The following is a 25,050-nucleotide window of genomic DNA, read 5'->3' as shown; positions in this document are numbered from 1 at the left end:
ATTTTGTCAAAGGCGCGGTTTATAACGCAGCTTTGATATAAGGATAAGCCAGATTCAGCATCAGGGGTTGTGCTTTCGCATTCGGATGGATCTGATCGTTCTGGATCAAGTGCTTCTGTCCTGCGACGCCGTCAAGAAAGAACGGCAGTAATTTCACTTTATATTGCTGGCTGACCAGCTTGTAATTATTTTCAAAGGCCTTGCTATACGCTGTGCCATAATTCGGTGGTATTTTCATCCCAAACAATAAAACATGGGCTTTCTGTTTCTGACTCAACTGTACCAACTGGGCAAGATTGTTTTGAATCATTTGCGGAGGCTGGCCGCGCAAGCCATCATTGCCGCCCAGTTCAATCACCACCACTTCCGGCCGATAGGTTTGCAATAATTTTGGCAGTCTGGCCAGTGCGCCGCTGGTGGTTTCGCCGCTGACACTTGCATTGACCACCTTGTGCTGTTTCGGATACTGTTGGTCTAAACGTTGTTGTAACAAGTGAACCCAACCTTGTTTTGCATCTATGCCATAACCCGCGCTCAGGCTATCACCCAAAATTAAAATAGTCTTTGCTGAAACCAGTGTCGGAATCAAGCAGACACTGATCATTGCAAGCGTTTTAGATACTGACAAGATAACTTTAGATATTTGCATTGCACTTCAAATTTGTCCTAAAGGATACGTGACATCATGCCACAACCGATTATTTCTGCCCAAAAAGTTACACAAAAGATTCAAATTAATCAGCAAAGTTTAACGATTTTAAAAGAGATCGATTTGGAAATTTATCCAGGCGAACAGATTGCCATTACCGGTCGCTCTGGTTCAGGCAAATCAACCTTATTGGGTATCCTGGCAACGCTTGATCGTCCCAGCGCAGGGGAGTTATGGGTATGTGGACAGGCAGTGCATAGCTTGTCTGAAGAACAGCGCGCACAGGTTCGTCTGGAAAATATCGGTTTTGTATTTCAGTCTTTTCAGCTATTGCCGCAGCTCAGTGCACTGGAAAATGTCATGTTGCCCTTACGTTTACAGCCTGACTTTAATTTCAGGCAGGCAGAACAAAAAGCATTGGCCTGGTTAGAACGGGTTGGGCTGGTACGTCAGGCCCAGCAAACACCGAAAGTGCTTTCTGGTGGGGAGCAGCAGCGCGTAGCCATTGCACGTGCCCTGATTGCAGAACCAAAAATTATTTTTGCCGATGAACCGACCGGCAATCTGGATGGACAAACGGCTGAAGAAATTGAACAGCTGTTATTTGAGTTGAACAAAGAACTAGGCACAACCTTGGTGCTGGTGACGCATGATCAGAATCTGGCTGCTTTATGTCAACGTCATGTCAAACTGGCGGATGGGCAGATTCAGGACATCGTCAAACTTGGAGAAGGCCTATGAGTTCAGTACTTAAGCCTCTCTTACTGCAAAGCTTTCGTACGGGAGGCTTGTATTTATTAATCATTGCCCTTTCTTTAGCGATCAGTGCCACCACAGCCCTCAAGTTTAGTAATACCCAAGTCCAAAATGCCGTAACCCTACAGGCTGCTGAAATGTTGGCTGCGGATCTGGTGCTCTACGATAAGGACCCGATTCAGACCGAATGGTCACAGCAAGCCCAAAAACTTGGTTTGCAACAGGCAGCGGTGACGGTATTTAGTTCGATGGCGCATACCTCGGATCAGTTTGTGATGGTCAATGTCAAAGCGATTGATGCACATTTTCCATTACGCGGTGAACTTGAAATTCAGCCCAAGTCACAAGGCCTGCAAACTGGACAGGTCTGGTTGAGCCCGCGGGCCGCTGATCTGTTACAGGCGAAAGTAGGGGATCAGGTTGCGATTGCGGATGCTCAGTTTAAAGTGACCGGGATTATTGAACACGATGCTAATCAGGAGCTTGGCTTTTCTGGATTTTCGCCGACAGTGATGATTCATCAGGCTGATATTGCCAAAACCCATGCCGTGCAAGTGGGCAGCCGGATTGAGTATCGGTTATTGATGGCAGGGCTGCCTGAACAGGTTAAGGCTTTTAAACACGTCTTCAGGCAACAGACCCATCCTGAAGCGATGCACGACCAGCCCGATGAGCAGCAGATGGAAGAGGGTGAACAGGCTTCGCTGAAATTACGCGATGCCAGCCAATCCAATACGCGCTTAATGAAACCGATTGAAAATCTGGATACCTTTTTACAGCTTGCCAATTTATTAACCATTTTGCTGTGTGGTATTGCCATTGCCTTGACCAGTCAACGTTATGTGCAACAAAATCAGGATCATATTGCCCTGATGCGTTGTCTGGGGGCAAGCAAGAGACAGATTTTGCTGGCTTATCTGGCCTTGCTTGGTATTGTCAGTGCTTTGTCAATTGGGCTGGGCAGTCTGATCGGGATTGCTTTAGGCTATGGTTTATTGCAGCTGATGTTACAGCTGATTCCACAATTACAATTGAGCTTTGCACTGGCTGATTTGCTGTTTGCCTTGCCAGTCGCCATTTTTACCAGTGTGATGGTGCTGATCGGTTTTATCTTGCCCAGTATCTGGGAGTTACTCAATACCCCTCCGATACGGGTGATCCGTCAGCAGGAGCGGTCACGTAAATCGTATATCGCCATGTTTGCAGTTGGTATCGCCAGTCTGGTGATGTTTAGTCTGGTGCTGAGTGATAATTTGCAGTTAAGCCTATGGGTGTTGGCCGCGATCTTGATATTGTGTGCGGTGCTTTTTGCCGTGATCTGGTTGCTGTTAAAAGCAATCAAGCAGCTCAAGCATCCGATCTCTGCCTATGTACGCATTCCGCATCAAACTGCGCTACAGATTACCGCTTTGGCTTTGGGGCTGAGCCTGATTACGGTCTTGAGTGTCTTAAGAACAGATTTATTGCAGCGTTGGCAGCAACAATTGCCGGCAGGGACACCGAACCAGTTTGTTTATGGCTTACCGCCATTTGATATGCCGCAATTGAAACAGCAGCTTGAGCAGAATCAATGGTCGAGCACCCCGCTTTATCCGAATATTCGAGGCCGGTTGCTGGCCAAAAATGGTCAGCCTTTTGCAGCAGAACTGGTCAAGCAAAATAATTCGTTGCGTCGTGAACTGAATCTGACCCAAGCCGCAGTGTATCCGAAAGATAATCTGATTACTGAGGGCAATCCAGATTTTACCCAGACGGGGCAGGTGTCGGTCGAAGCCAAACTGGCCACGGAACTTGGAATCAAGATTGGCGATCAACTCAGTTTCAGCTTACCCGAAGGGCCACTGAATGCGACCGTCATCAATCTGCGGAGCGTGGAATGGGAAAGTTTTAGTCCGAATTTCTTCTTTATTTTTTCACCGAAAACCATGGATGAAAACGCAGGCAGTTATTTAGGCAGCTTCTATGTCCCGCCAGCGGATCAGCCGAAAATGGTGCAATTGATTCAGCAATTTTCCAACACGGTATTTATTGATGTCGGGCGTATTCTGGAAGAGATAAAACGTCTGGTCAATGTTCTGGTGCAGATTGTCACGGTTCTGGCCTTGCTGGTGGGTTTATCGGGGGTACTGGTACTGATTGCCTGTTTAAATGTGCTGATGGATGAGCGCCGTAAGGAGGTGGCTTTATTGCGCTCCTTTGGTGTCGCTAAGTATAAATTAAAACGCATGCTCAGTCTGGAAATCGGTTTTATCGGTCTGCTGGCGGGTGTGGTGGCCTGTCTATTTGCAGAGGTGATTAGTGCCATTGCCAGTTATAAGATGCAAATGGCGATTCAGTGGCATGCTGAAATCTGGCTGATTCTACCGTTGAGCATGCTAGTGGTCTGTACGCTGATCGGGCGCTATCGTTTGAGTTACTTATGCGATATTCCGCCCTTACAAAGTTTAAGAGAAATGAACCAGTCTTAGAAAGTAAGCTGGTTCTGACGCAGGATTTCATTCCACAGTGGAGTAAGTCCTGTGCTTAATTGGGTGCAATAAAAGTAGAATGCATAGAGCAGTAAGCTGCCCATAATTATGGCAATGGCTTGAGCCAGTGCTTTTCTTGGCGTTTTCTGGCTGAAATACCAGGTTGCGGCCAGTAATGCCCCCATCAGCATGCCGCCAATATGCGCGGCATTGTTAATCCCTGAAACGGTGAAACCGAAGACAAGGTTAATCCCCATCACCATGAGTAATGATTTTTTATCTAGCAAAAAGCGTTGCTGTGGCAAAGGGGGAAACAGGGAAATAACCGTAAGTGCTGCACCGAGTCCCATCACTGCACCGGAGGCGCCTGCACTGATATGCGGGAGTAATTTCGGGTCAAAATGTTGTAACAGCGCGTAGCCATCGCGGATGCTCAGATAACTGGACAGGACACTGCCCATCAGGCCAGCCAGCACATACATAGCGATATAATAGCTGCGACCAAATAATTGTTCTGCCACACTGCCAAAGATATACAGCGCCCACATATTTAACATTAAATGGATCAGGCCAAAATGGAAAAACATACTGGTAAATAAGCGTTCCGCCTGCCCGGAAAAGGTGAGCGGGGTAAAATCTGCGCCCCAGGCGATTGCATCAACAGGGGCAGGGTCGGTAATATTCACCCCTGAAACAATTTGCCAGCCAAATAATCCGACATTGACTGCGATTAATAACGCAGTAAACCACCAAGTTTGTATTTGCAATTTTTGGTTGATTTGTGGTGGAGTCGTTTCAGTCATATGTTTAGGCTAGTGATTGATATAAAAAATAGCTTAGCATGAATTTATTGCATGATGGAGTGATGCACTTTAATGAAAGCCTTTTTAGCACGCGCAGTAATGTTGATTATCGGCGTCATTCTACTGATCCAGCTTTGGATTTTTAGTAGTCTGGTCTGGTGGCGCACCCATCCGGTCAATACCACCATGTTTATGCGTTGGGATTATTTGACCGACTTTAAACCGATCAAGCAGGAATGGCGTGACTATGACAACATCAGTGATAATTTCAAACGCGCTATTTTAGCGGGTGAGGATGCCAAGTTTATTCATCATCATGGCTTTGACTGGGCAGGGATTCAGTTTGCGCTGGAACGCAATAGCGAAAAAGGTGAACTGGTGGCGGGTGGTTCAACGGTTTCCCAGCAGTTGGCAAAAAACCTGTTTCTGTATAATAAACGTTCTTTTATTCGCAAAGGCCAGGAAGCCGTGGCCACCTGGATGATGGAGCGGATGTGGTCAAAACGACGCATTCTGGAAGTGTATATGAACTCGGTTGAGTTTGGCCAAAACATCTATGGAGTTGAGGCGGCAGCCCAATTTTATTATGGTAAAAGCTCTAAAAGTCTAACCCGGGAGCAGGCTGCATTTTTAGCCGCGCTGTTGCCCAATCCAAAGTATTATCAGGACAACCGTAATGACCGTAAGCTGCAATATCGTAAGCGGGTGATCCTAAAATATATGAACGGTATACAACTTCCACAATAATTCACCAAATTTTAAAAAAAAGCCCAATATTTTGGGCTTTTTTACCAAATTGACATAATTTTGCAGCATACTTAAATCATCACTTGATGAATGATAAAGCAACAAGGTTGGGTATGAATACTGCAGTGACGACAACAACGCCAATAGAATATAGTTACAACGATCGTTATATCAATCGTGAGCTTTCGATTCTCGATTTCCATCTACGCGTACTGGAACAGGCTGTCGATCCACTTCATCCATTATTAGAGCGGATGAACTTCCTTTTGATCTTTTCACGCAATCTGGACGAATTCTTTGAGATCCGTGTTGCGGGCATGATGGAACAACTGACCTTGGGCAATGAAAGCCGCACGCCAGATGGCTTGACCCCAAAGCAGGTGCTGGAACAGATTTCTAAAACCACGCATGCCGCGATCGAACGTCAGTACCGCATATTAAATGAAGAAATCCTGCCGAAATTACGTAAAGAAGATATTTGCTTCCTGCGTCGTGGTGAATTAACACCGGCACAATCCGCATGGATCAAAAAATATTTCCATGAGCAGGTTGCACCTGTGCTTACGCCTATCAGTCTGGACCCGGCCCATCCGTTCCCGCGACTGGTCAATAAAAGTCTGAACTTTATTGTCACGCTGGAAGGGAAGGATGCATTTGGTCGTCAAATTGATCTGGCTGTTGTACCTGCGCCACGTTCATTGCCGCGTGTAGTCCGTTTGCCTGATGAATTGACCGATGGTAAAGAACATCACGTGATGCTTTCGGCGATTATTCATGAACATATTTCTGATCTGTTCCCGGGCATGACTGCAACGGGTTGCTACCAGTTCCGTGTCACCCGTAATGCCGATTTAGCGCTGAATGAAGATGTCGAAGATTTGGCCAAAGCCCTCAAAGGTGAATTAAGTTCACGCCGTTTTGGTCGTGCGGTCCGTCTGGAAGTGACCCATAACTGTCCAAAGCATATTTATGAATATCTGCTTGATGAGTTCGACCTGAACGAAGAACAGCTTTATCGCGTTGACGGCCCTGTCAACTTGGCACGTTTATTGTCCAACTTTAAACGTCCGCATTTACGTTATGATTCGCATACGCCTGTGATTCCGAAAGCCTTTAAAAAGTCGGAAAGTATTTTTGCAGCCATGCAAAAACAGGACATTTTATTGCACCATCCTTTTGAATCCTTCGCACCTGTAATTCAACTGTTACGTGAGGCTGCGCGTGATCCGCAAGTGCTGGCGATCAAGCAAACCCTGTATCGTAGTGGTGCAGACTCGGAAATCGTGCAGGTGCTTGCCGAAGCGGCACGGAATGGGAAAGAAGTCACAGCGGTGATTGAATTACGTGCCCGCTTTGATGAAGAATCCAACATCGAAGTGGCCAATGTGTTGCAGGAAGCGGGTGCTGTGGTGGTGTATGGCATCGTCGGTTATAAAACCCATGCCAAAATGATTCTGGTGGTACGCCGTGAAAATAATAAACTGGTGCGTTATGTGCATTTAGGTACAGGCAACTATCATGCAACCAATGCCCGTATCTATACCGACTATGGTTTAATGACCACGGATAAAGACCTGTGTGAAGACGTGCATCGTATTTTTCAGGAATTGACCGGCATGGGTAAAATGGCCAAGCCGAAAAAGTTACTGCATGCGCCATTCACTTTACATGCGCAGTTGATTAATTATATCGATGACGAAATTGCCAACGCTAAGGAAGGCAAACCTGCACAGATCATTATTAAAGTGAATGCCTTAACCGAAGTTCAGCTGATTAATAAACTATATGAAGCCTCACAAGCGGGTGTGCAGGTCGACCTGATCATTCGTTCAATCTGCTGTTTACGTCCAGGTTTACCGAATCTGTCGGAAAATATTCGTGTGCGTTCGATTGTCGGGCGTTTCCTGGAACATACCCGAGTCTATTATTTCAGTAATAACGGTAATCCGCGTATTTACGGTTCAAGTGCTGACTGGATGGACCGTAACCTGTTTAACCGCGTTGAAGCCTGTTTCCCGATTGAAGAGCCGACCTTGAAAAAGCGGATTTATCAGCAGGGTTTACTCAACTATCTCAAAGACAATCAGCAAGCCTGGCTGTTACAAGGAGACGGGGTGTGGGAACGTGCACGACCTTTAGAAGGTGAAGCGCCACACAATGCCCAGCAGACCTTGCTGGAAGCCATTAAATAACCTGATCGAGCAAAAAGCCGATCCTGATGGGTCGGCTTTTTTATCGGTAAAATTTAGTTGGTTTTTATTTCCAGCACCAGTTGATTGACGAGATCTGCTGCCTCTAACTCTCTGATTTGTGCCACATTACTCCCAGCCCAAAACGCGCCATAACTGAAATCATGCTGTGCACTGGCAATGCTCATCAACTGCTTGGCCAAGTCATAGGTATATGGGTATTGCGGGGTTGCAGGACGATTCGGTGTATCAATCTGGGTATGCCAAGTCCCAATCAAGCCACGTGCCGGACGACCGGAAAGACTGGCGCTGATCTGGGTAATACTTTGATTGAACAATGCTTTGCGATAGGCGGCATTGGCACTGGAGCTTTTACACTGCACAAAGGCGGTCCCTAGCTGGACTGCTGACGCACCACGATTCAACATTTCCTTGGCCTGTTCGCCATTCATGATCCCGCCCGCGGCAATCACTGGACGATCGCAGTGTGTGGTAATCAGTTGAACCAGATCGCTGGTTTTAATTGCAGCATCAAAATGTTGATTGAAAATCCCGCGATGCCCGCCAGCCTCAATGCCTTGCGCAATAATAATATCAATCCCCGCTGCTTCAATCGCTTGAGCTTCAAGTAAATTGGTTGCGGAAACCATGGTGATGATACCTGCTTGCTTCAAAGCCTGAATCTGATGCGGATGAGGGATACCAAAGTGAAAACTGACCGCCTTGGGACGGGTTTCCAGCACGACATTCAGGAAGTCGTCATTGTCTAGAAAGCTTGGATAAATACAGTGAAGTGCGGTTGGCGCTTCTGCAGCGAATTTCTCAAATTGGGGACGGAGATAATCAATCCATTGCCGGGCAATTTCGGGGTCAAGTTGTTCAGATTGATGACAAAAGAAGTTGACCTGAAAGGGATGATCGGTCAATTCTTGTGTCTTCAAGATTTGTGCTTTGGCTGTTTCAGGGGTATTGGCTCCCAGACCTAAAGAACCGAATGCACCTTGATTGGACACTTCAGCGGCAAGTTCCGGTGTGGAAACCCCAGCCATCGGCGCAAGTAAAATCGGGTGTTTTATTTCTAATAATTCTAAAATCGACATGATCAATGACTCATTGCACTTTTAATCACCTTAACGTAAAAACAAAAAGGCTTGCAAATAATAATCGCTATTTAATTATTGAATATAGGTACTATTTTCAATAGGTCAACATCTTCGGTTTAAATCGGGGTGACATTAAACAGGGAACCGACCCAGCTGGAAAATGCCATGGCCAGCATGCCCCATAAGCTAATCCGCAGACTGCCTTTCAGCAGGGAAGTGCGGGCAAAGTAACTGGACAATGCCCCCAAGAGCGCCAATGCAATAATCCCGGTAATTAATACAGCTGATGCAATCCAGCGGTCTGGACTGAGCAAGATCGCTAGCATCGGTAAGGCCGCCCCACAGGAGAACGAGGCGGCAGAAGAAAGCGCCGCCTGAACAGGATTGGCAGCGGTATTTTCATGGATGCCAATTTCATCCCGTGCATGCGCACCCAGCGCATCATGCTCGGTCAGCTGTCTGGCCACTTCATGTGCGAGTTCCGGATTTAAACCGCGTGAGATATAAATCTGGGTCAGTTCCTTGAGTTCGGCATGCGGGTTGTTTTCCAGTTCTCGGGCCTCAAAACGCAGGTCGGATTTTTCAATATCTTCCTGGGACTTGACTGAAATATATTCGCCTGCCGCCATAGAGGTCGCACCAGAGATCAGCCCTGCGATACAGGTGATCAATAAGGTATGCGAGCTGGCACCACTGGCTGCCATCCCCATAATCAGGCTGGTCACCGAAATGATGCCATCATTGGCGCCGAGCACAGCCGCACGCAGCCAGCCTGAGCGTTGGATGACATGAGGTTCTGCATGATGTGAAAAAGACATAATCCTACTCGTTTAAATTTATTTAATCTGTTCAGGCCTGGTTTTATAAGGGCTCAATTGTCTGTAAAATTCTATTGTTGTTTCATAAACTTAATCTATTATAAATTAACTTATTTTAACGATAGCATAACGATGATTTGGTTATCATATGTGAACAATTTAACATTTTAAATGCGAATAAGCCCTTCTTGCCATAGGCCCTGTTGTGAGTATTTTTAGTTGAGATTTGCGATGAACAATTCCAAAAATAAGCTGCTGAGTCATACACTATTCATTTTGGGGCTAATCTTGCCTGTACAACAGGTACTGAGTGCCGAGCCTGAATTTGTGAAGGAAGGGGATGCGGCCTATAAACCGGGCAATCCGATTTATGACCGTTGGGACAAGTTTTACAAGCTTGAACAAAGCCAGCCGGAAGAAGCTGAAAAAATCCTGCTTGAATTGGGGCAACTTACGCCACAAGACCTTAAAGTCTGGAAAAGCCTGACCTATTTGCAAATCCGTTTGAACAAGCAAAATGAAGCCATCCAGAGTGTACGTAAAGCCGAGCAGCTTGCACCGCAGGATGAACAGCTGAAACTACAGGAAGCCTATTTACTCAATCAGCAAAAAAGAAATAAAGAAGCCTTAGCCATCTTTAAAGATTTATCGGCTTCATCTGATCCGGAAATGGCAAGCAAGGCTCAGCAAGCGGTACAGAATCTGAGTGCTTCAGCCGTCCCATCCACCTTTAAAGATGTCTACTTTGCACCTTCTTATGAATCGCGTTATGACGATTTCATTTTTCCATTGAAAATGCGCTACGGGAAAAATCTGGATAATGGTCGGGCACAGGTGTATGGCTTTGTAAACCTGAACCGTGATACCAAATCCAAAGGCGGGGTACGTCCCGAGATTATCGATGAAAATGCAGTAACCGTCGGTGTTGGTGCAAATTATCAGCCGTGGCAATCGATTCCTGTACGTGCCTATTTAGAGGTGGGCGGGAGTTATGATCTGATTGATCGTAATCGGGATAAGTTCCGTGAAAGTGTGGTCGGTGGTGTTACTGGCTATCAGGAATGGTATGCCAATCCAGCTGTTGATCAACGTACCCTCTGGAATGATTATTTTACTGATTTATATGGTAATGTCGCGAGTTACTCCCGAGAAGACTATAACGTTATTGCCGACCTACGATTGCGTTCGGGTTTTAATCTCTATCGTGGAGAAGCGGGTACCGTACAGGCTTATGGCAAGCTACATACTTTGGCGGACTCGGAAGGCGAAAATTATAATAACTTATTTGAATATGGTGCAGGTGTTGCATGGCAGCCATTTAACTATATACCGGTAAAACTACGCGTTGAGCGCTTGTACGGGCACTATTTCAAAGATGCGCTGGCTGATGGAACGGATCGTTATAACAACACGCGCACGGAACTGGTGTTTTATAAGAGCTTCTAGTCGCGCGCGTTTGTAAGATAGGGTTATCCGCTAGAGCCGTATTTCAGTTTGTACCATAATGCCACGGCATAAACAGTCATACGGTTCATATAATGCGGACCGTCAAAAATATACACTTTCTGTCCTTCATAGGCCTTAAGCTGTTCCACCACTTCCCACGGATAAGCTGAGCGGAACTGGCCTGATTTTGCTGGACGGAAAGCTTCCAAAACAATCACCACCTTATCCTTACCAAACTCTTTCTGAAGATTTTCCAGAATCATTTTTGCTTGCTGGGGCGAACGCGTTCCGACACCGACACCATCTTGAAAAAAAACATGGGTATTGTGCGGTAACCAGCTTTTTAGCCATACATCCAGATGTTCAGGGGACTGTTCAGCACTGTAGATACTGACCCAGACCGGTTTGGGCAAGCTACTGATCGCCTGTGCCAACATACCGACACCGAGCCAGGTCGGATCAGCCTCAACAGGAAAATAATAACCTTTTAGAGGAACGGACTGGGTTTTTTCAATGATCTGTTTCGAACTTTCTGCCAGTTGCAGCACATTAGAGCGGGCCAGTTTTTCATCATATTCACCTGCCAGTCCTAAAATAATATTTTCAGACCACGGCTGCTGGTTGAGCTGTTCTAAGTTAAGTGTTTTGTCCCACTTTTCAAAGCCCATGTCATGATCGAACCAGGCTTTGGACTGCACCGTTGACCATTGCGGTACAAAGGTGGAAACGCCAAGTAAATTCCAGTTGCCTGAGGGGGGAGCGGTGGCCAGATCGGGTTGCCAGAATATTCCCTCAATCTGGGGAGGCTGCACATCTGCCTGAAACAGATGCATGCAACCTCCTAAACTGATTAAGGCTGATAACGTAATCGTTTTTAAAAGTTTAGATTTAATCTGCCTTATTTTTAGCATTCGGTCGTTTACGCCAGTACCAGAGCAAAATTGCCAGAATCATGATAGCAGAGATTATTACCACCAAGATAAAGAATGATGATTGCTGAACCAGAGGCGCTTTCTGATTACCGACAATAATTTTTTGTAAGATAAATACTTGTCCGTTTTCTGCCACCAATATTTTGCTGGCATTATTCGGGATGTTGGTTTGAATCTTATCCCAGAGCTTGCTGAAATTTTGCGCACCTTCAATCGAGTCGGTAATCACATCAAAACGTTGCTCATGGAAACTGACCAGAAAACCGCGTGCAGTGGCGGGCGCGTACAGAATATCTTTATGCATCAAAACTTGCTGACGGTAGATATTCGGGTTGACCTGTACATTGAGAAGCTCTGGTTTGGCTGGATCAAACTTGACCAGATTTAATGGAATCGGATCATTGGTCATCAGCATCTTTTTCGCCACCTGACTCATGGTCATGGCAATTTCCAGACTGCCCGAATTGCCATCAATCGCAATGGTAGGATGGGTGGCAAAACTCATCGAAAGCGAAGCGACACCGTTTTTGATTTTATGCGGCAGTTTTACGGTCGATTTTTGTGTATCAATCCAGAGTGAGCCTTTGGCGGTTGGTAAACATTGCGAGTTTACAATCACCGAGTTTTCCAGCTTCATGCTGAAGTTGGTATTGTTGGAAATGGTTTTGGCAAAATAGTTAAATTGCCGGTTGACCGGATCTGAATCCAGTTCAGCGGTTTTTAGGCTACCGGCCAGACCGCCATCAATCCATGTGGTAATATTTGAGCCTTCCAGTAAACCACTCTGCACGCGCAAGGCGATTTGCCCTTGCAAAATATCGGTGGGTTGCCAAACCGCAGGGAAGTTTAAGAACAGGTTCTTTTCTGCCTGATTGAGTCGGAAATCGCTGATGCCCAAATCGGCAAGGGATTTGATCTGTTTAATTCTGGCCCAAGACGGTGCAGCCAGCTTGTTGGGTAGCGTCGTGGAAGAGGTATCCAGTTGCTGTAAATAATTTGGATTTAATAGGCCATTGATGGCAGAGACCAGTTTTTCTGGATTGTCATATTGAATGCGTAAAGTCGGGACCTCATTCTCGGCACTAATCTGTACCAGGGTACCATTCGGTAAAGGCGTTGCAGACTTTGCAATTTCAATAAAAAAGTTAGCTGGCTGGTTCTCTGGCGCATTTTTTTCATACCACTGGATCGGGGTAACTGAGCTCCAGGCACTGATTAAACGCCCCAGCATCGAGGCTTCATTGAGATTGGCCGGATTGTATTTTAATACCCCGACAAAAGGTGTTGGACGGACCACCTGCGGGTTAAATAAGGCATCAGGTAAATCTTTTAAACGATAAATAGGCCGATGGCGGGAATAATCAATCTTGGAATTGCTGAGATAGGTGACCTGATCCACATCTTCACTACAGAAGGTGGTTCGATCAGCTGCAGGCGAGGTCGGTGGCGAATATTGTTGCAAGATGAAATCTAGACGGTGAAAGCCACTCTTGGTCGCTGGAATATTAAAGTTCAGCGTCCCATCACCATTCAAGGTGGTGTTATAAATCAGCTTGTCATCATATTTCACCAGCAAAGTGGTGAAATGTTCGGTCGAATATTCACTGCTAAACTGAATATTCTGCCACTCCGAGCCTTTGCCCACATAAAAGAAATGCGGTTCAATGGTGTACTTATTGGAGGTATTGATATTATCAAATGTCCAGGTGTTTATCGTATCGGCGAAGCTTAACCCCGGCAAGGAGATCGCGGCACTCGCGACCAGTATTTTAAAAATCTGTTGATGTAATGGCTTCTTTTTCATTTATTTTTTCTCCTTGCTGCGCTCAGTTTTGTACCATTGTAGTGAGTTTCCCTGTATCTTATTTTTCAGCATGTCATAGGCCGCTTTGAACACGATAAACAGAAACACCTGTGAATAGGTGATATACGATAAAACCGAGAAGAAATAGAGTTGAGGTTGAGCTCTTTCCAGAGATAGGGTAAACCACATTTGTGCGACGTATAGACAGAACGATAAGCCCCAAAGCAGGGTAAACGGGCCAGGAACGGTAATCCCGGCAATACCCAGTAAACCGAGGGTTAAAGTAATGTGACTCCAGATCAGGGCAGGCACAAACAGGACATAACACATAATATTGTTAAAAATTTCAATGCCGATCGGGAAGGGTTTTCTTAGCGCAATCGGTAAATATTTACTGGTGACATAGAAGTTTCCTTGGGTCCAACGCGAGCGTTGCTTGACAAAGACACTTAAGGATGGCGGATCTTGCTGCCAGCCGACGGCGTAGGGTACCCATTTAATCCGACGTTGACCCAGAAAAATCCGGAAACTCATTTCGGTATCATCGACCAGAGATTTTTCATCGAAGCCACCCAGGGTTTCCAGTGCATCCCGCCAGATCACATAGTTGGTTCCCATCAGGGTAGAAAGTTCGAAACGTTGCCAGCGTCCTCCCTGAAAAATCCATTGGAAGAAGATAAACTCAATGGCAATGAATCGGGTCAGGATACTGTCACGCCAGTTACGGGTACGTACTTTACCGTTGACGGCAACCAGTTTTTTATCTGCCAATAAGGTCTGTGCCAATAAACGTACACAGTCCGGCTCAGGGGTACTATCTGCATCATAGACCACGATTAATTCACCTTTGGCATGTGGCAGGCCATTATTCAAGGTGCGGGATTTACCTTTACCGCCCATGCCTTTGGGGACATTGACGATTTTAATGCAGGGGTAAATCGCTGCCATACGTTCGGCAATTTCTAACGTATTGTCTTTAGATCCGTCATTGATCAGTAAGACCTCATAGGCATGCGCTGGATAATCCTGTTGTGCAATTGCATGTAAGGTATCTTCAATGACCACACCTTCGTTATAGGCAGGAATTAATACGCTTAATACTGGCCAATGCTCCGGCACAGGCATGTTTTCCAGTTCTTTGGCGGCATTTTTAGAATATTTCCAGGCCTGATAACTGAGCCATGCCCAAAAGGCCTGAGGAATCCAGATGCCCAGAAAGCCAAATAGAAAAAGAATATCAATTGCGGGCATTTATTCTTCTCCTGCGAATGATGGAAATGATCAGGATCAGCAGTAATCCGCCGCCAAGCAGTAAGGAAATCCAGGAAATAGAGCTACCAAAGGTGCTGAGCAGGCTTGGATAATGCGCGGAATAGATATAATCCAGCGGAATCACGACCGTACTCAAGGCAATCAGCAAATAACCGAACAGATTGGTTTCTACACCGTCGATGGTGCTGGTGTATTGAATATTGTTAATGTCCCAGGAGATGCCCAGATGCGGATATTCAATATTATCTACCGGCATGTCGGTTGGGGGATTGATCACCACCTGATAACCCGAAGCTTGCGAAGGATCCTTGATCACCTGATAAAAATAATGTTGATGCTGCTGAATTTTACGTGCAGGAATTCGAAGTTCATTGGGGCTATCGGATTGAATCAGATAACTCCCAGCTGGTTGCGAAATCAGGTTTTCATCCCAGCCTGTTTCAATCAGGGCAGCGAGGGGCCGGAGTCCAAGGGCCGTTGAAAAGGTGGCTTTGGCGGCAAAATATTTGGAATGCTGCATCTGATAGAAGGCGACCGGAATCGCACCCTCATTGACTGCCTTTTTGATTTTATAATATTTAACTGCGCTAAAATATTCATTGGGCAGGATGATGCCCGGTTTGATCCCTTTCTCCATCAGTTGTTTAAAACTTTCCGATTCTACCTGATCGGCGGTAAACACTGGCCACCAGGTCGAGGGTTGCGGGAAAAAACCTGCGATCGTTCTGGGAAGTTGGGTTTGAGGGTTGAGCTGATTTTGTGCAGGCTGGATCGAGCAGTGATAGTACTGCTGATAAAACTGTTGCAAGGTGGTATCTGGATAATTTGCGGTGGTCACCAGCAAACCACAAATATTAAGCAGTACGGACATTAAGGCACCTCTTGATCTTGAGGGCGCAGATATTCAGTGTGTTGTTCAATTTTAAGCTTTAATACCGACATGTCTTGAAGTTGCTGGATAAATACAGGATAGACCTGATTTTCCTCAATTACAGGCTCATGAATGACGATACTTTTGATCTGGCTCAGCTCTTCATTGATAAAATGATAAATGACGCTGTCTCTCTCGGTGGAAAGAATCGCCATGATCTTGTTCTGCGTTTCTTTCCAGATATCTTCACCCAGCATTTCCCGGATCAGCACCGTATTATTGATCTGAGTGGTAATAACCTTGTAATGATCCTTCTGCGTAAGTTTAAGCAACTTCTTTAACTCGCCCTGAAAATGTTTCAAGGCCGTCAGTGGCAAGATATCGTGTTGATAATTACGATCATAACTTTGAATGGCTCGGAAGGTCTTGAGCGCATTCTGAATGTTGTGACGAATGGCACTTAAAAAAATCGGGGTAATCGGCAGCACAAACAGCAACAGCAGTTGACGTTCCACATAGGTTTGATTGGCCAGGTCAAGCAGGAAATAAACAGCGACGCCAATAAAGGTAATTAATCCCAGAATGATGGCCAGACCGACATTTACAAAGGCACCGGCGATCAACAGGATAAGCAGGAAAACCCAACTGCCACGATAACTTGCCGGTAACCACTCATACGCGACGATGCCCATAAAAACATGGGCTGAGATAATCCACAAGACGAGTGCTGAAGCCGGATTTTTCTGCATAATATTTTTAGTTTTAATAAATGTATTTTGTGATCAAGGTATCATTATTTTACGGCTATGACGATAAATTTTCTGTTAGGGATTGTGTAAAATAATTTTATAAACAGTAACATACAATATAGTCTATTCAAAGGAACGAAGAAAAGCTTTGTATTTCAAATAAATTTTATTTTATGTAACTAGGATAAATGCGCTTTGAATACCTCGATGGCACGGGCACGGCTGAGCTTTAAATCAACGATGGGGTGGGGATAATCCAGCGCCAAAGAGTGCTTTTTTGCATAGGGTTCATGGATGGTTTTTTTATCAAGTTGGGCCAGCTCGGGCAGCCATTTCCGAATATACTCACCCTCAGGATCAAACTTCTGTGATTGGCTTACCGGGTTAAAGATACGGAAATAAGGGACGGAATCTGTACCGGTCGATGCACACCATTGCCAACCACCGTTATTGGCTGCCAGATCGCCATCAAGCAGATGCTGCATAAACCATTGTTCACCTTTACGCCAGTCAATCAGCAGGTTTTTGCTCAGAAACATGGCACAAATCATCCGTACCCGATTATGCATCCAGCCAGTTGCCAACATTTGACGCATACCCGCATCAACGATTGGAATGCCAGTCTGACCTTGCTGCCATTGTTGTAAAGCGACGGGGTCATCGCGCCAAGGGATATTCTGCGTTGATTGCTTAAAGGGTAAATGCCGTGAGACACGCGGAAAATCAAACAGGATATGCTGATAAAATTCCCGCCACAACAATTCATCCAGCCAGCTTTGCTGGGCATCGGATTGAATATCAAAATGGCCCTGCTGTGCTCTGAACAGGGCTTGCAGACACTGGCGTATCGAAATGATGCCGATATTTAAATAAGCCGAAAGCTGACTGGTACCCGCGCGTGCAGGGAAATCGCGTGCAATTTTGTAGTCACTGAGCTGCTCCTCAATAAACTGGTCGAGTTGTTGCAAGGCATAGGCTTCGCCGACCTGCCATTCGTGATCATGGGGGTGCTGGATGTGTTTTTGATATTCAAGTTGTAGTGACTTGATATCGGTTGATGGGATCAGCTTTAAATCGGTTATCGCTTGTTGGGGCGCAGGGGCTGGATAGCATTGTGGTAGAGCAGGCTGTAAACGCTGATAACAGGTCTTTTTAAACGCACCAAAAACTTGATAGGGCAGATTGGACTGGTTACGGATCGAGCCAACAGGAAACAGGGTACGATCATGAAAAAGCATCAGTTCCTTGTCTTGCTGATTTAAAAGTTTCTGTACAGCCTGATCGCGTTTTAATTCATTTACACCCAGTTCAACATTGGCATATACATGTTGAATTGGTAGTTGCTGCATTAAGGTTGCGAAATACTCAGGTATATCTTTCCAGAGCGAAATGCTGTGAACCAGTAGTGGTATATTCAGACTTGCAAGTTGGTGTTTTAAGCTTTGCAGTTGTCGAAGATAAAAGTCAATTTTAATCGGGGCATCATCGTGTAATTGCCACTGTTCAGGCGATAAAATCACAACCGCGATGGTAGGGCCAGCCTGAGTCGCATGCCAGAGCGCAGCATGATCCCGAATTCTCAAGTCCTGACGAAACCAGAGCAGTTGATAAGCAGTCGACATAATTCTGTTTATTTTAAAGAAATTGACATGACCATAAGCGATTTTTTGATTTTATAAAAGTAGGGCCAATAAAAAAGCAAAGCCGGAGCTTTGCTTTTTCCATCTAATTCAAAAATGAATTAGTGGTGGTGGCCACCTGCACCGTGTACGTGACCGTGATCTAATTCTTCTTGAGAAGCATCACGGATTTCAACGATTTCTACTTCGAAAGTAAGGTCTTGACCAGCAAGCGGGAAGTTTGCATCAACGATGATGTTATCGCCTTCAATCGCTTTAACAGTTACGATTTGAACACCGTCATCAGTTTGTGCTTGGAATTGCATACCAGGCTGGATGTTGTCCACGCCTTGGAACATTTGCGCCGGAACTTCTTGAACAAGTTCAGGGTTATATTCGCCATAACCTTCAGCAGCTGGAACGTTTACAGTGAATTTTTCGCCTACAGTTTTACCTGTAAGTGCATTTTCTAAACCAGGAATGATGTTGCCCGCGCCGTGCAAATATGCAAGTGGTTCACCTTGAGATTGATCAAGTGTTTCACCCTCAGCGTTTGTTAAAGTGTAGTGGAATGAAACCACGTGGTTATTTGCAATAGCAGTCATGTTTTAAATCCATGTCATCAATAGTTTTAACTGTATATCATAAAGTGAAAAACAGCTTTTGTTGACTATTTTCCACTTTTTGAAACGATTTAGTTAAATATTGAGACGAAATATCAAATTTCAACTCAATACAGTTTAATTTTTGGACGGACACGACGCGTCAGGAAATCTTTCATGGTCAGCATGCCCGCTTGGGTATAACCATGAATATTGGCCTGATGCATCCGATAAAGTGAAACATACATGGTTTTGGCAATGAAACCTTGTACGCTGACATCACCTAACAATTCTCCTACCGCCTGATTACGACTCAGTGAAACCAGTGAACCTTTGTCATTAAAGGTAAACATCGGTTGTGGAGAACCGGATAAACGTGCAGCTATGGCATCGACGAGGAAGGTTGCTTGCTGACTCGCTACCTGTGCACGCGGGCCTAATGGCGGCTGGCGTGCATCTAACTGACAGTTGGCACAGTCACCAAACGCAAATACATTTGGATCAGAATAGGTTTGCAGGGTAGCGTACACCATCAGGCGATTGATCTTGTCCCGTTTAAAATCAGTCAAAGACTCGAGAACTTTCGGCGCTTTGACACCTGCGGCCCACACCGTAATATCGGAGTGAATGACATTACCATTACTGAAATAGACTTGGGTTTCTTCAACTTTCTGGACTTTATGTTGAGTCAGAATCTCAATCCCCATTTTCTTGAGCTGCTTGGCGCTATGCGCTGCTGTTTTTTCATTTAGGGCAGGCAAGATGCGATCAGAGGCTTCAATGAGGGTGATTTTGACTTGCTTCGGATTAATTTTCTTTAATCCATAGCGATAGAAGTTCTTGGTGGTTTCAATCAGTTCTGCTGCCAGTTCCACCCCGGTTGCGCCCGCACCGACAATGCCAATATTCAAGGCCCGTTCATTTGACTGATTCTGCGCCTCGATATAGAGGTGAAATAAATCCTGCTGGAAAATATCGGCTTGTTGACGGCTATCCAGAAAATGACAGTGTTCACGTACACCTTCGGTACCAAAGTCATTGGACACAGAACCGACTGCCAAGACGAGCGTGTCGTAGCTGAGGGTTTGAATCTGCGGCGTATGTTCTTTAGAAAGCTGTGGGGGAGAAAGGGTAATTTGTTTTTGATCTTTATTTACATCAACAAGTGTGCCGAGCACGAACTCAAAATGATGTTTTTCTGCATGGGCAAAATAATTGGTTTGTTCTTCGTGAGGGTTTAGCGAGCCAGCTGCAATTTCGTGGAGGAGCGGTTTCCATATGTGTGTGAGATTTTGATCGACTAGGGTAATTTTGGCTTTCTCTCGTCTGCCAAAACGTTCACCTAACTGTGTCGCAAGTTCCAAACCACCTGCGCCACCGCCCACAATCACGATATGATGTAAGGTTTTGCTCATGATTAACCTAATTATTTTTGTGAAAGGATGGCTGGATTATGCCATCCTTTTTTCAATAATGTATGTTTAATCTTGATAAAAAAAGTTGGTTTTTTACCCTTGATTTAAAGGATAAAGTTTGGCAGTTTTGCTATCGCTGGTCGAAAAGAATGAAAACAGGTTAGAGAACCAGAGCATAATTTTCTGAAAAATATTGGCTTCTTCAATCTGCACATCATTTTCAATCTGTAAGCTGCGAATCAACTGGTTATTCTGGTAAATTGAAACCGTCGCCAGATTCATGGCCTGCGTCAAAGGTGCAGTCAAGTGCTGTTCATTCAATTCAATATTGATACGGGTATTGGTGGTTTGTAGCGGTTCAACCGTCGTCACTTGCTGATTGGCATCGGTTAGATGAATGCGTTGGGTGAGTAGATCAAAAGTATTTAAGTCGATAGGTGTTGCCTGACCGTATAACGATGTGGTGACGATAGTCGGTTGCTGCGTTTCGACCTTAAACATTTTCAAGGTTGATTTAATCACAGGCAATTCTGCAATCAGTTTTTGTTTTGGAATGACTTCCTCATCACGGGTATAGGTATAGGCCAGGTTCATTAACTTATGTGCCACTTCCGCGCGTTTGACTGCACTTGGCGTTCCCAGTACCACCACAATCAGACGACGTTTATCAACATGCGGATTAAATGTTGGACGTTCTGCTGTCAGGGCAAGGTTATAACCTGCCGCTTTGGTATAACCTGTTTTAAGACCATCTGAGGTAGGGTCCATTTTCAAGGCAAGGTTAGTGGCATGGTGGAAACGTTGATTATAGCTAAAGCTCGGCATTTTAGAATAATACAGATATTCAGGCGTTTCTTTCACAATGGCTTTGGCTAACAGGCTGAGATCAGCTGCTGTTGAATAATGATCGGTCATGGTGATCCCAGCAGGATTGCTGAAATGGGTATCTTTCATGCCCAATGCCTGAGCTTCCTGATTCATCCGGGCGACGAATTGTGGCACGCTGCCAGAAATTTTCTCAGCAAGTGTTACTGCGGCATCATTGGCAGACATCACGATCAGACCTGCTAAAAGCTGATCAACAGAAATCTGTTCACCTGCTTTTAAATACATTTGTGATTCATCCCACATCACCGTACTGACCACAGGTGTTGCAGTCAGAACGTCTTCTTTACGTAATTTACCAGCCTCAATATCTTTTAATGCGATATAAGCCACCATCATTTTGGTGAGTGAAGCTGGGGCGCGTTGAACATGGCTGTTGTGTTCAGCAATGATTTGTCCAGATTGGGCATCGATGATGGACCATGCTTCAGCCTCAACTGTTTCAGGTGCAATGTTAAGCAAGTTTGCATGGGCGAGATTTGCACAGATGAGACTGAACAACGTAAAGAGAGAGAGGAGAAATTTCACGTGCATACCTTGTATTGCCGATCCGGTGGCCTTAAATGTGAGAGGAGAATGCTATGACTTTTTTGTTGAAGAATCTAGGGGCTATTGACATTTTATATATGAATTGCGTTGTAGGCTAAAAATTCATCAGACGAGGCATGAAACGCAGGGAATGGCTTTTCCCTTATCAAGTTTCATAACGAAGTATGAGGGATTTTTAGCTACAACCCTTTGGGACAGGGGCATTTTTTGTCGCTACTGCGTTATGCCTTGTTCATTTAGAACGACTAAATTTCTCAAGGGCATGCCTTGTATCACCTAAAAAACGCCCGCTGTCGCAACCATAGATAAAGTGACAATAGCCCCCTAAACTTTTGCTGACAATTACGACATCTGCGCATGACTTTGTAAAAAAATGCTAAGCTGTGTGAAACCGTTCCTATTTTCATGATTAGAAATTATGTTGCACTATCAAATTGAGTTCGACGATTATCGCCAACACCTGATTCATGTCACCCTACGTTTTCTTGCCAATCCTAATCAGGAGTTGTGGTTACCGACCTGGATTCCTGGCAGCTATCTGATTCGGGAGTTTTCCAAGCATATTGAGTCGGTGAAAGCCTCTGATGAAGCGGGGCGTTTACTGAATATTAAAAAAACCGAGAAAAATCGCTGGCGTTTATTCAATACCGATCATGAACTGATTACGGTTGAATATGATGTCTATGCTTATGATCTATCTGTACGTGGCGCCTATGTCGATCAGAGCCGTTTGTACGTTAACCCAGCCTGTGTCTGTTTGGGCTTGCAAGATCAGGAGCAGGCCGCTTGTGAAGTTGAGGTTTTCCTACCGGATGAATTAAAACATTTTCAGCTTGCAACGGGTTTACCGAGCAAGAGTCTGGTCAAAGGGCGTTTTACCTTAAAAGCAGACAATTATGATCAATTGATTGATAGTCCATTTGAACTGGCAGAGCAGAGCCGTTTCAGCTTTGAAGCAAACGGGATTCCACATGAGTTTGTGATTTCGGGGAAACACACGACCAATATGGGCCGTTTAGAGGCGGATATTCAAAAGATCTGTCAAACTGAAATCAACCTGTTCGGTTCAGCGCCCTTCCAGAACTATACCTTTATGACCATGGCAACGGGTAATAGTTATGGTGGCCTGGAACATTGTAATAGCACCAGCTTGATTACACCGCGCGACGATTTGCCAAAAGTAGATGAAGCCGAAGAACCATCTAAGGATTATCAACGCTTCTTGGGTTTATGTAGCCATGAGTATTTCCATTCATGGTTAGTTAAATTTATTCGCCCGGAAAACTTTGCCCATTATGATTTACATAAAGAGGGCTATACCAGCTTATTGTGGATCTTTGAGGGCTTTACCTCTTATTATGATGACCTGATTTTATTGCGTAGCGGTGTGATTTCGCAGCAGTCTTATCTGGAGCTATTAAAAGCACAGCTGGATCGTTATTTGCAGAATCCGGGCCGCTTGATTCAATCGGTTTCTGAGTCAAGTTTTGATGCGTGGATCAAGTTCTATCGTCAGGATGAAAACTCCAATAATGCAGGCACCAGTTACTATAACAAAGGTAGTTTAGTGGCACTTTGTCTAGATCTGGGCTTACGTTTGCGTGGTTCAAATCTGGATGCATTAATGCGCCGTTTATATGAAAATACCCAACAGGGTATTCAGGTCAATGACCGCACTATTTTTGAATTATGTCATGAACTGACAGGCGATAACTGGATTGAGCAAATCAATCACTTGATCAATACCACCGATGAATTACCACTGGATCAGTTGTTCCCCGAGTTTGGATTGAGTTACACGCTTAAACATGACAAGGCTCTGGCTTTTGGCTTGAAAGGGGTAGATAAGGCGGAAGGCGTGGTGATACAGCAAGTGCGTCGTGATAGCGCAGCCGCTCAAGCAGGTTTGTCTGCCAATGATGTGATCCTTGCCATTGATGGAGTTAAGGCTTCCGAGAAGCTGTTAGCCAAATATGCCAAACAACAAGGCACATTTACGGTTTATGCCTTCCGTCGTGATGAGCTTTTACAATTTGAACTGCAAGCGGGTGAAAATGAATTGACCACGGTTGAATTAAAAGTTGAAGACCAGCAAAAACTTGATCGCTGGCTACAAGGCTAAGACTCGTTAAAAAGGACGCGACTAGCGTCCTTTTTATTAGCTGCCCCGATAAGTCGAATACCCGTAGGGACTGAGCAGTAATGGAATGTGATAGTGCGGTAAACTGCCGTCAACTTCAAAAATAACCGGAATTTCGGGGAAAAAACTGCTTTGCTGTTGTGCTTTATACCAGTCACCTGTTTTAAACGTCACTTTATAAACACCCGACTTTAACTGTTGCTGTGCCGGATAAAGCGCAGTAATTCGTCCATTCTGATCAGTTTTGGCCTGATTGATTTCGATCCACTGGTTTTTTTGCTGGGTTTCGAGCACAACGGTGACATCAGCAGCAGGTAGACCATTCTGCTGGTTGAGCACATGCACACTCAATGGGTTTGTCGCTGCGTACAAGCTGCTTGAAGCCGAGAGCGCGGCGATGGCGAATAGATTTTTATACATCGCAATATTCCACCTTGATTAATCAATGTTTTTGTATGTATTGCCGTCAGTTGTTGTGAGGGCAATACATGGGGGACGAGTGCAAAAAAAGGCACTGCTGATCAGTGCCTTCAAAATTTAGAATGCGTATCTGGCACCGAGATAGAACTCACTTGAATAAAGATGGGCTTTCATCTGTTCATCTTGCAAGTTACGTGCATTGGTGAAGTTATTCAGACCGCTATCAGCTTTGCCCAAGTCGACATAACGGTAGCCCAAGTCAAGCTTAAGGTTGTCAATTGCTTGATAACTTGCACCCGCACCTATGCTATATACCAGTTGGGTTTCGGTATTGGAAAGATATTGGCGAGAGGCATTACCTTGCCAGCCTGAAGATTCGGTACGGGCAACCCCTAATCCCAGATTGCCGTATACAGCAATATTCTGCATGACTTCAAAATCACGATAAGCATTCAGCATCAGGCGCTGCGTCTCGACTTTATGATGGTTGAGACTGCTTGGAAAGTTAGTTGAACCGCTGGTAAATTCTGCATCATTTTTAAAGGTATATTCTCCTTCAGTACGCCAGCCATTGCTAAAGTCATAACCGAACCCCAGTGATGCATTGGTTAAATCTTTTTGATCGTCACCTGCGACAAATTTGCCAATCCCGGGGCGTAAGCTGGTTTCCATATTGTCCGCTCTGAGTTGGGCTGCCGCGACTTTTGCGGAGAGATAATAGCCAGAAAGCGCTGTATCTTGCGCATAGCTGAATGATGCGGTCATCAATAATACAGCACCTAAAGTGAAGCGCATAAATTGCTTGTCCATATA

21 protein-coding genes are annotated in these 25,050 nt (G+C 45.1%); 6 read left to right on the top strand and 15 right to left on the bottom strand.

The features are described 5' to 3' along the window. Positions 1–19: 19 nt before the first annotated feature. Positions 20–643 (bottom strand): arylesterase, encoded by a 624-nt coding sequence (locus tag MSG93_RS14615; protein ID WP_171062181.1) that lies wholly within the window; start codon positions 641–643, stop codon positions 20–22. 42 nt (positions 644–685) lie between these two features. On the opposite strand from MSG93_RS14615, the gene MSG93_RS14610 reads away from it, so the two are divergent. After that, complete coding sequence (locus MSG93_RS14610) at positions 686–1,390, top strand: ABC transporter ATP-binding protein (RefSeq protein ID WP_005231798.1); 705 nt, start codon at positions 686–688, stop codon at positions 1,388–1,390. After that, positions 1,387–3,873 (top strand): ABC transporter permease, encoded by a 2,487-nt coding sequence (locus MSG93_RS14605; protein ID WP_324622338.1) that lies wholly within the window; start codon positions 1,387–1,389, stop codon positions 3,871–3,873. Before MSG93_RS14610 ends, MSG93_RS14605 begins: the two co-directional genes overlap by 4 nt. Here MSG93_RS14605 and MSG93_RS14600 read toward each other — a convergent pair. Beyond that, the gene (locus MSG93_RS14600) at positions 3,870–4,676 is read right to left on the bottom strand and encodes a rhomboid family intramembrane serine protease (protein ID WP_324622337.1); all 807 of its coding nucleotides are present in this window, start codon (positions 4,674–4,676) and stop codon (positions 3,870–3,872) included. The genes MSG93_RS14605 and MSG93_RS14600 overlap by 4 nt on opposite strands. A gap of 72 nt (positions 4,677–4,748) precedes the next feature. Here MSG93_RS14600 and mtgA point away from each other — a divergent pair, with 72 nt between their 5' ends. Together mtgA and ppk1 are read left to right on the top strand one after the other, a co-directional pair. Beyond that, complete coding sequence (gene mtgA / locus MSG93_RS14595) at positions 4,749–5,423, top strand: monofunctional biosynthetic peptidoglycan transglycosylase (RefSeq protein ID WP_005231795.1); 675 nt, start codon at positions 4,749–4,751, stop codon at positions 5,421–5,423. Positions 5,424–5,536: 113 nt separating this feature from the next. Further along, complete coding sequence (gene ppk1, locus MSG93_RS14590) at positions 5,537–7,615, top strand: polyphosphate kinase 1 (RefSeq protein ID WP_279696074.1); 2,079 nt, start codon at positions 5,537–5,539, stop codon at positions 7,613–7,615. Between the two features lie 53 nt (positions 7,616–7,668). On the opposite strand, the gene MSG93_RS14585 is transcribed toward ppk1, so the two are convergent. Together MSG93_RS14585 and MSG93_RS14580 are read right to left on the bottom strand one after the other, a co-directional pair. Further along, on the bottom strand, positions 7,669–8,712 hold the full coding sequence (locus MSG93_RS14585; protein WP_324622336.1) for an NAD(P)H-dependent flavin oxidoreductase: 1,044 nt from the start codon (positions 8,710–8,712) through the stop codon (positions 7,669–7,671). A gap of 119 nt (positions 8,713–8,831) precedes the next feature. Next, positions 8,832–9,533, bottom strand: coding sequence for a VIT1/CCC1 transporter family protein (locus MSG93_RS14580; protein ID WP_005288229.1), 702 nt, complete (start codon positions 9,531–9,533; stop codon positions 8,832–8,834). 231 nt (positions 9,534–9,764) lie between these two features. Here MSG93_RS14580 and MSG93_RS14575 point away from each other — a divergent pair, with 231 nt between their 5' ends. After that, a complete protein-coding gene (locus tag MSG93_RS14575) occupies positions 9,765–10,979 on the top strand; it encodes a hypothetical protein (protein WP_324622335.1) in 1,215 nt (404 codons plus the stop codon). 23 nt (positions 10,980–11,002) lie between these two features. Here MSG93_RS14575 and MSG93_RS14570 read toward each other — a convergent pair whose 3' ends face one another. The 9 genes from MSG93_RS14570 to MSG93_RS14530 form a co-directional block, all read right to left on the bottom strand. Continuing rightward, on the bottom strand, positions 11,003–11,890 hold the full coding sequence (locus tag MSG93_RS14570) for a hypothetical protein (RefSeq protein ID WP_324622334.1): 888 nt from the start codon (positions 11,888–11,890) through the stop codon (positions 11,003–11,005). Next, a complete protein-coding gene (locus tag MSG93_RS14565) occupies positions 11,868–13,715 on the bottom strand; it encodes a hypothetical protein (RefSeq protein ID WP_324622333.1) in 1,848 nt (615 codons plus the stop codon). Before MSG93_RS14565 ends, MSG93_RS14570 begins: the two co-directional genes overlap by 23 nt. Next, entirely contained in the window at positions 13,716–14,966 is a 1,251-nt protein-coding gene (locus MSG93_RS14560; RefSeq protein ID WP_005231784.1) for a glycosyltransferase family 2 protein, read from the bottom strand. It lies immediately after the preceding gene. Beyond that, the gene (locus MSG93_RS14555; RefSeq protein ID WP_262769031.1) at positions 14,953–15,858 is read right to left on the bottom strand and encodes a hypothetical protein; all 906 of its coding nucleotides are present in this window, start codon (positions 15,856–15,858) and stop codon (positions 14,953–14,955) included. The genes MSG93_RS14560 and MSG93_RS14555 overlap by 14 nt, the downstream gene beginning before the upstream one ends. After that, positions 15,858–16,607: a hypothetical protein gene (locus MSG93_RS14550; RefSeq protein WP_005231782.1), complete on the bottom strand. Its 750-nt coding sequence runs from the start codon at positions 16,605–16,607 to the stop codon at positions 15,858–15,860. The genes MSG93_RS14555 and MSG93_RS14550 overlap by 1 nt, the downstream gene beginning before the upstream one ends. 179 nt (positions 16,608–16,786) lie before the next feature. Then, positions 16,787–18,229 carry a deoxyribodipyrimidine photo-lyase gene (phrB, locus tag MSG93_RS14545; RefSeq protein ID WP_324622332.1) on the bottom strand — a complete coding sequence of 481 codons (1,443 nt, stop codon included), beginning with the start codon at positions 18,227–18,229 and terminating at the stop codon, positions 16,787–16,789. 119 nt (positions 18,230–18,348) lie between these two features. After that, positions 18,349–18,831, bottom strand: a complete 483-nt coding sequence (locus MSG93_RS14540) for an FKBP-type peptidyl-prolyl cis-trans isomerase (RefSeq protein ID WP_004770302.1) — start codon at positions 18,829–18,831, stop codon at positions 18,349–18,351. A gap of 125 nt (positions 18,832–18,956) precedes the next feature. After that, positions 18,957–20,243, bottom strand: coding sequence for an NAD(P)/FAD-dependent oxidoreductase (locus tag MSG93_RS14535; protein WP_324622331.1), 1,287 nt, complete (start codon positions 20,241–20,243; stop codon positions 18,957–18,959). A gap of 93 nt (positions 20,244–20,336) precedes the next feature. Further along, a complete protein-coding gene (locus MSG93_RS14530; RefSeq protein WP_032870412.1) occupies positions 20,337–21,656 on the bottom strand; it encodes a D-alanyl-D-alanine carboxypeptidase PBP6B in 1,320 nt (439 codons plus the stop codon). Between the two features lie 439 nt (positions 21,657–22,095). Between MSG93_RS14530 and MSG93_RS14525 the strand changes: the two genes are divergently transcribed. Further along, a complete protein-coding gene (locus MSG93_RS14525) occupies positions 22,096–23,799 on the top strand; it encodes a M61 family metallopeptidase (protein ID WP_324622330.1) in 1,704 nt (567 codons plus the stop codon). Between the two features lie 36 nt (positions 23,800–23,835). Here MSG93_RS14525 and uraH read toward each other — a convergent pair whose 3' ends face one another. Continuing rightward, positions 23,836–24,237: a hydroxyisourate hydrolase gene (gene uraH / locus MSG93_RS14520; RefSeq protein ID WP_005231777.1), complete on the bottom strand. Its 402-nt coding sequence runs from the start codon at positions 24,235–24,237 to the stop codon at positions 23,836–23,838. Positions 24,238–24,354: 117 nt separating this feature from the next. Continuing rightward, complete coding sequence (locus MSG93_RS14515) at positions 24,355–25,047, bottom strand: outer membrane protein (protein WP_324622329.1); 693 nt, start codon at positions 25,045–25,047, stop codon at positions 24,355–24,357. Positions 25,048–25,050 lie beyond the last annotated feature (3 nt).

This window comes from Acinetobacter sp. IK40 (assembly GCF_035615075.1).
Lineage (GTDB): Bacteria > Pseudomonadota > Gammaproteobacteria > Pseudomonadales > Moraxellaceae > Acinetobacter > Acinetobacter courvalinii.
The sequence above is the reverse complement of the archived record's forward strand: the minus strand, read 5'-3'. Positions and strand labels throughout refer to the sequence as shown.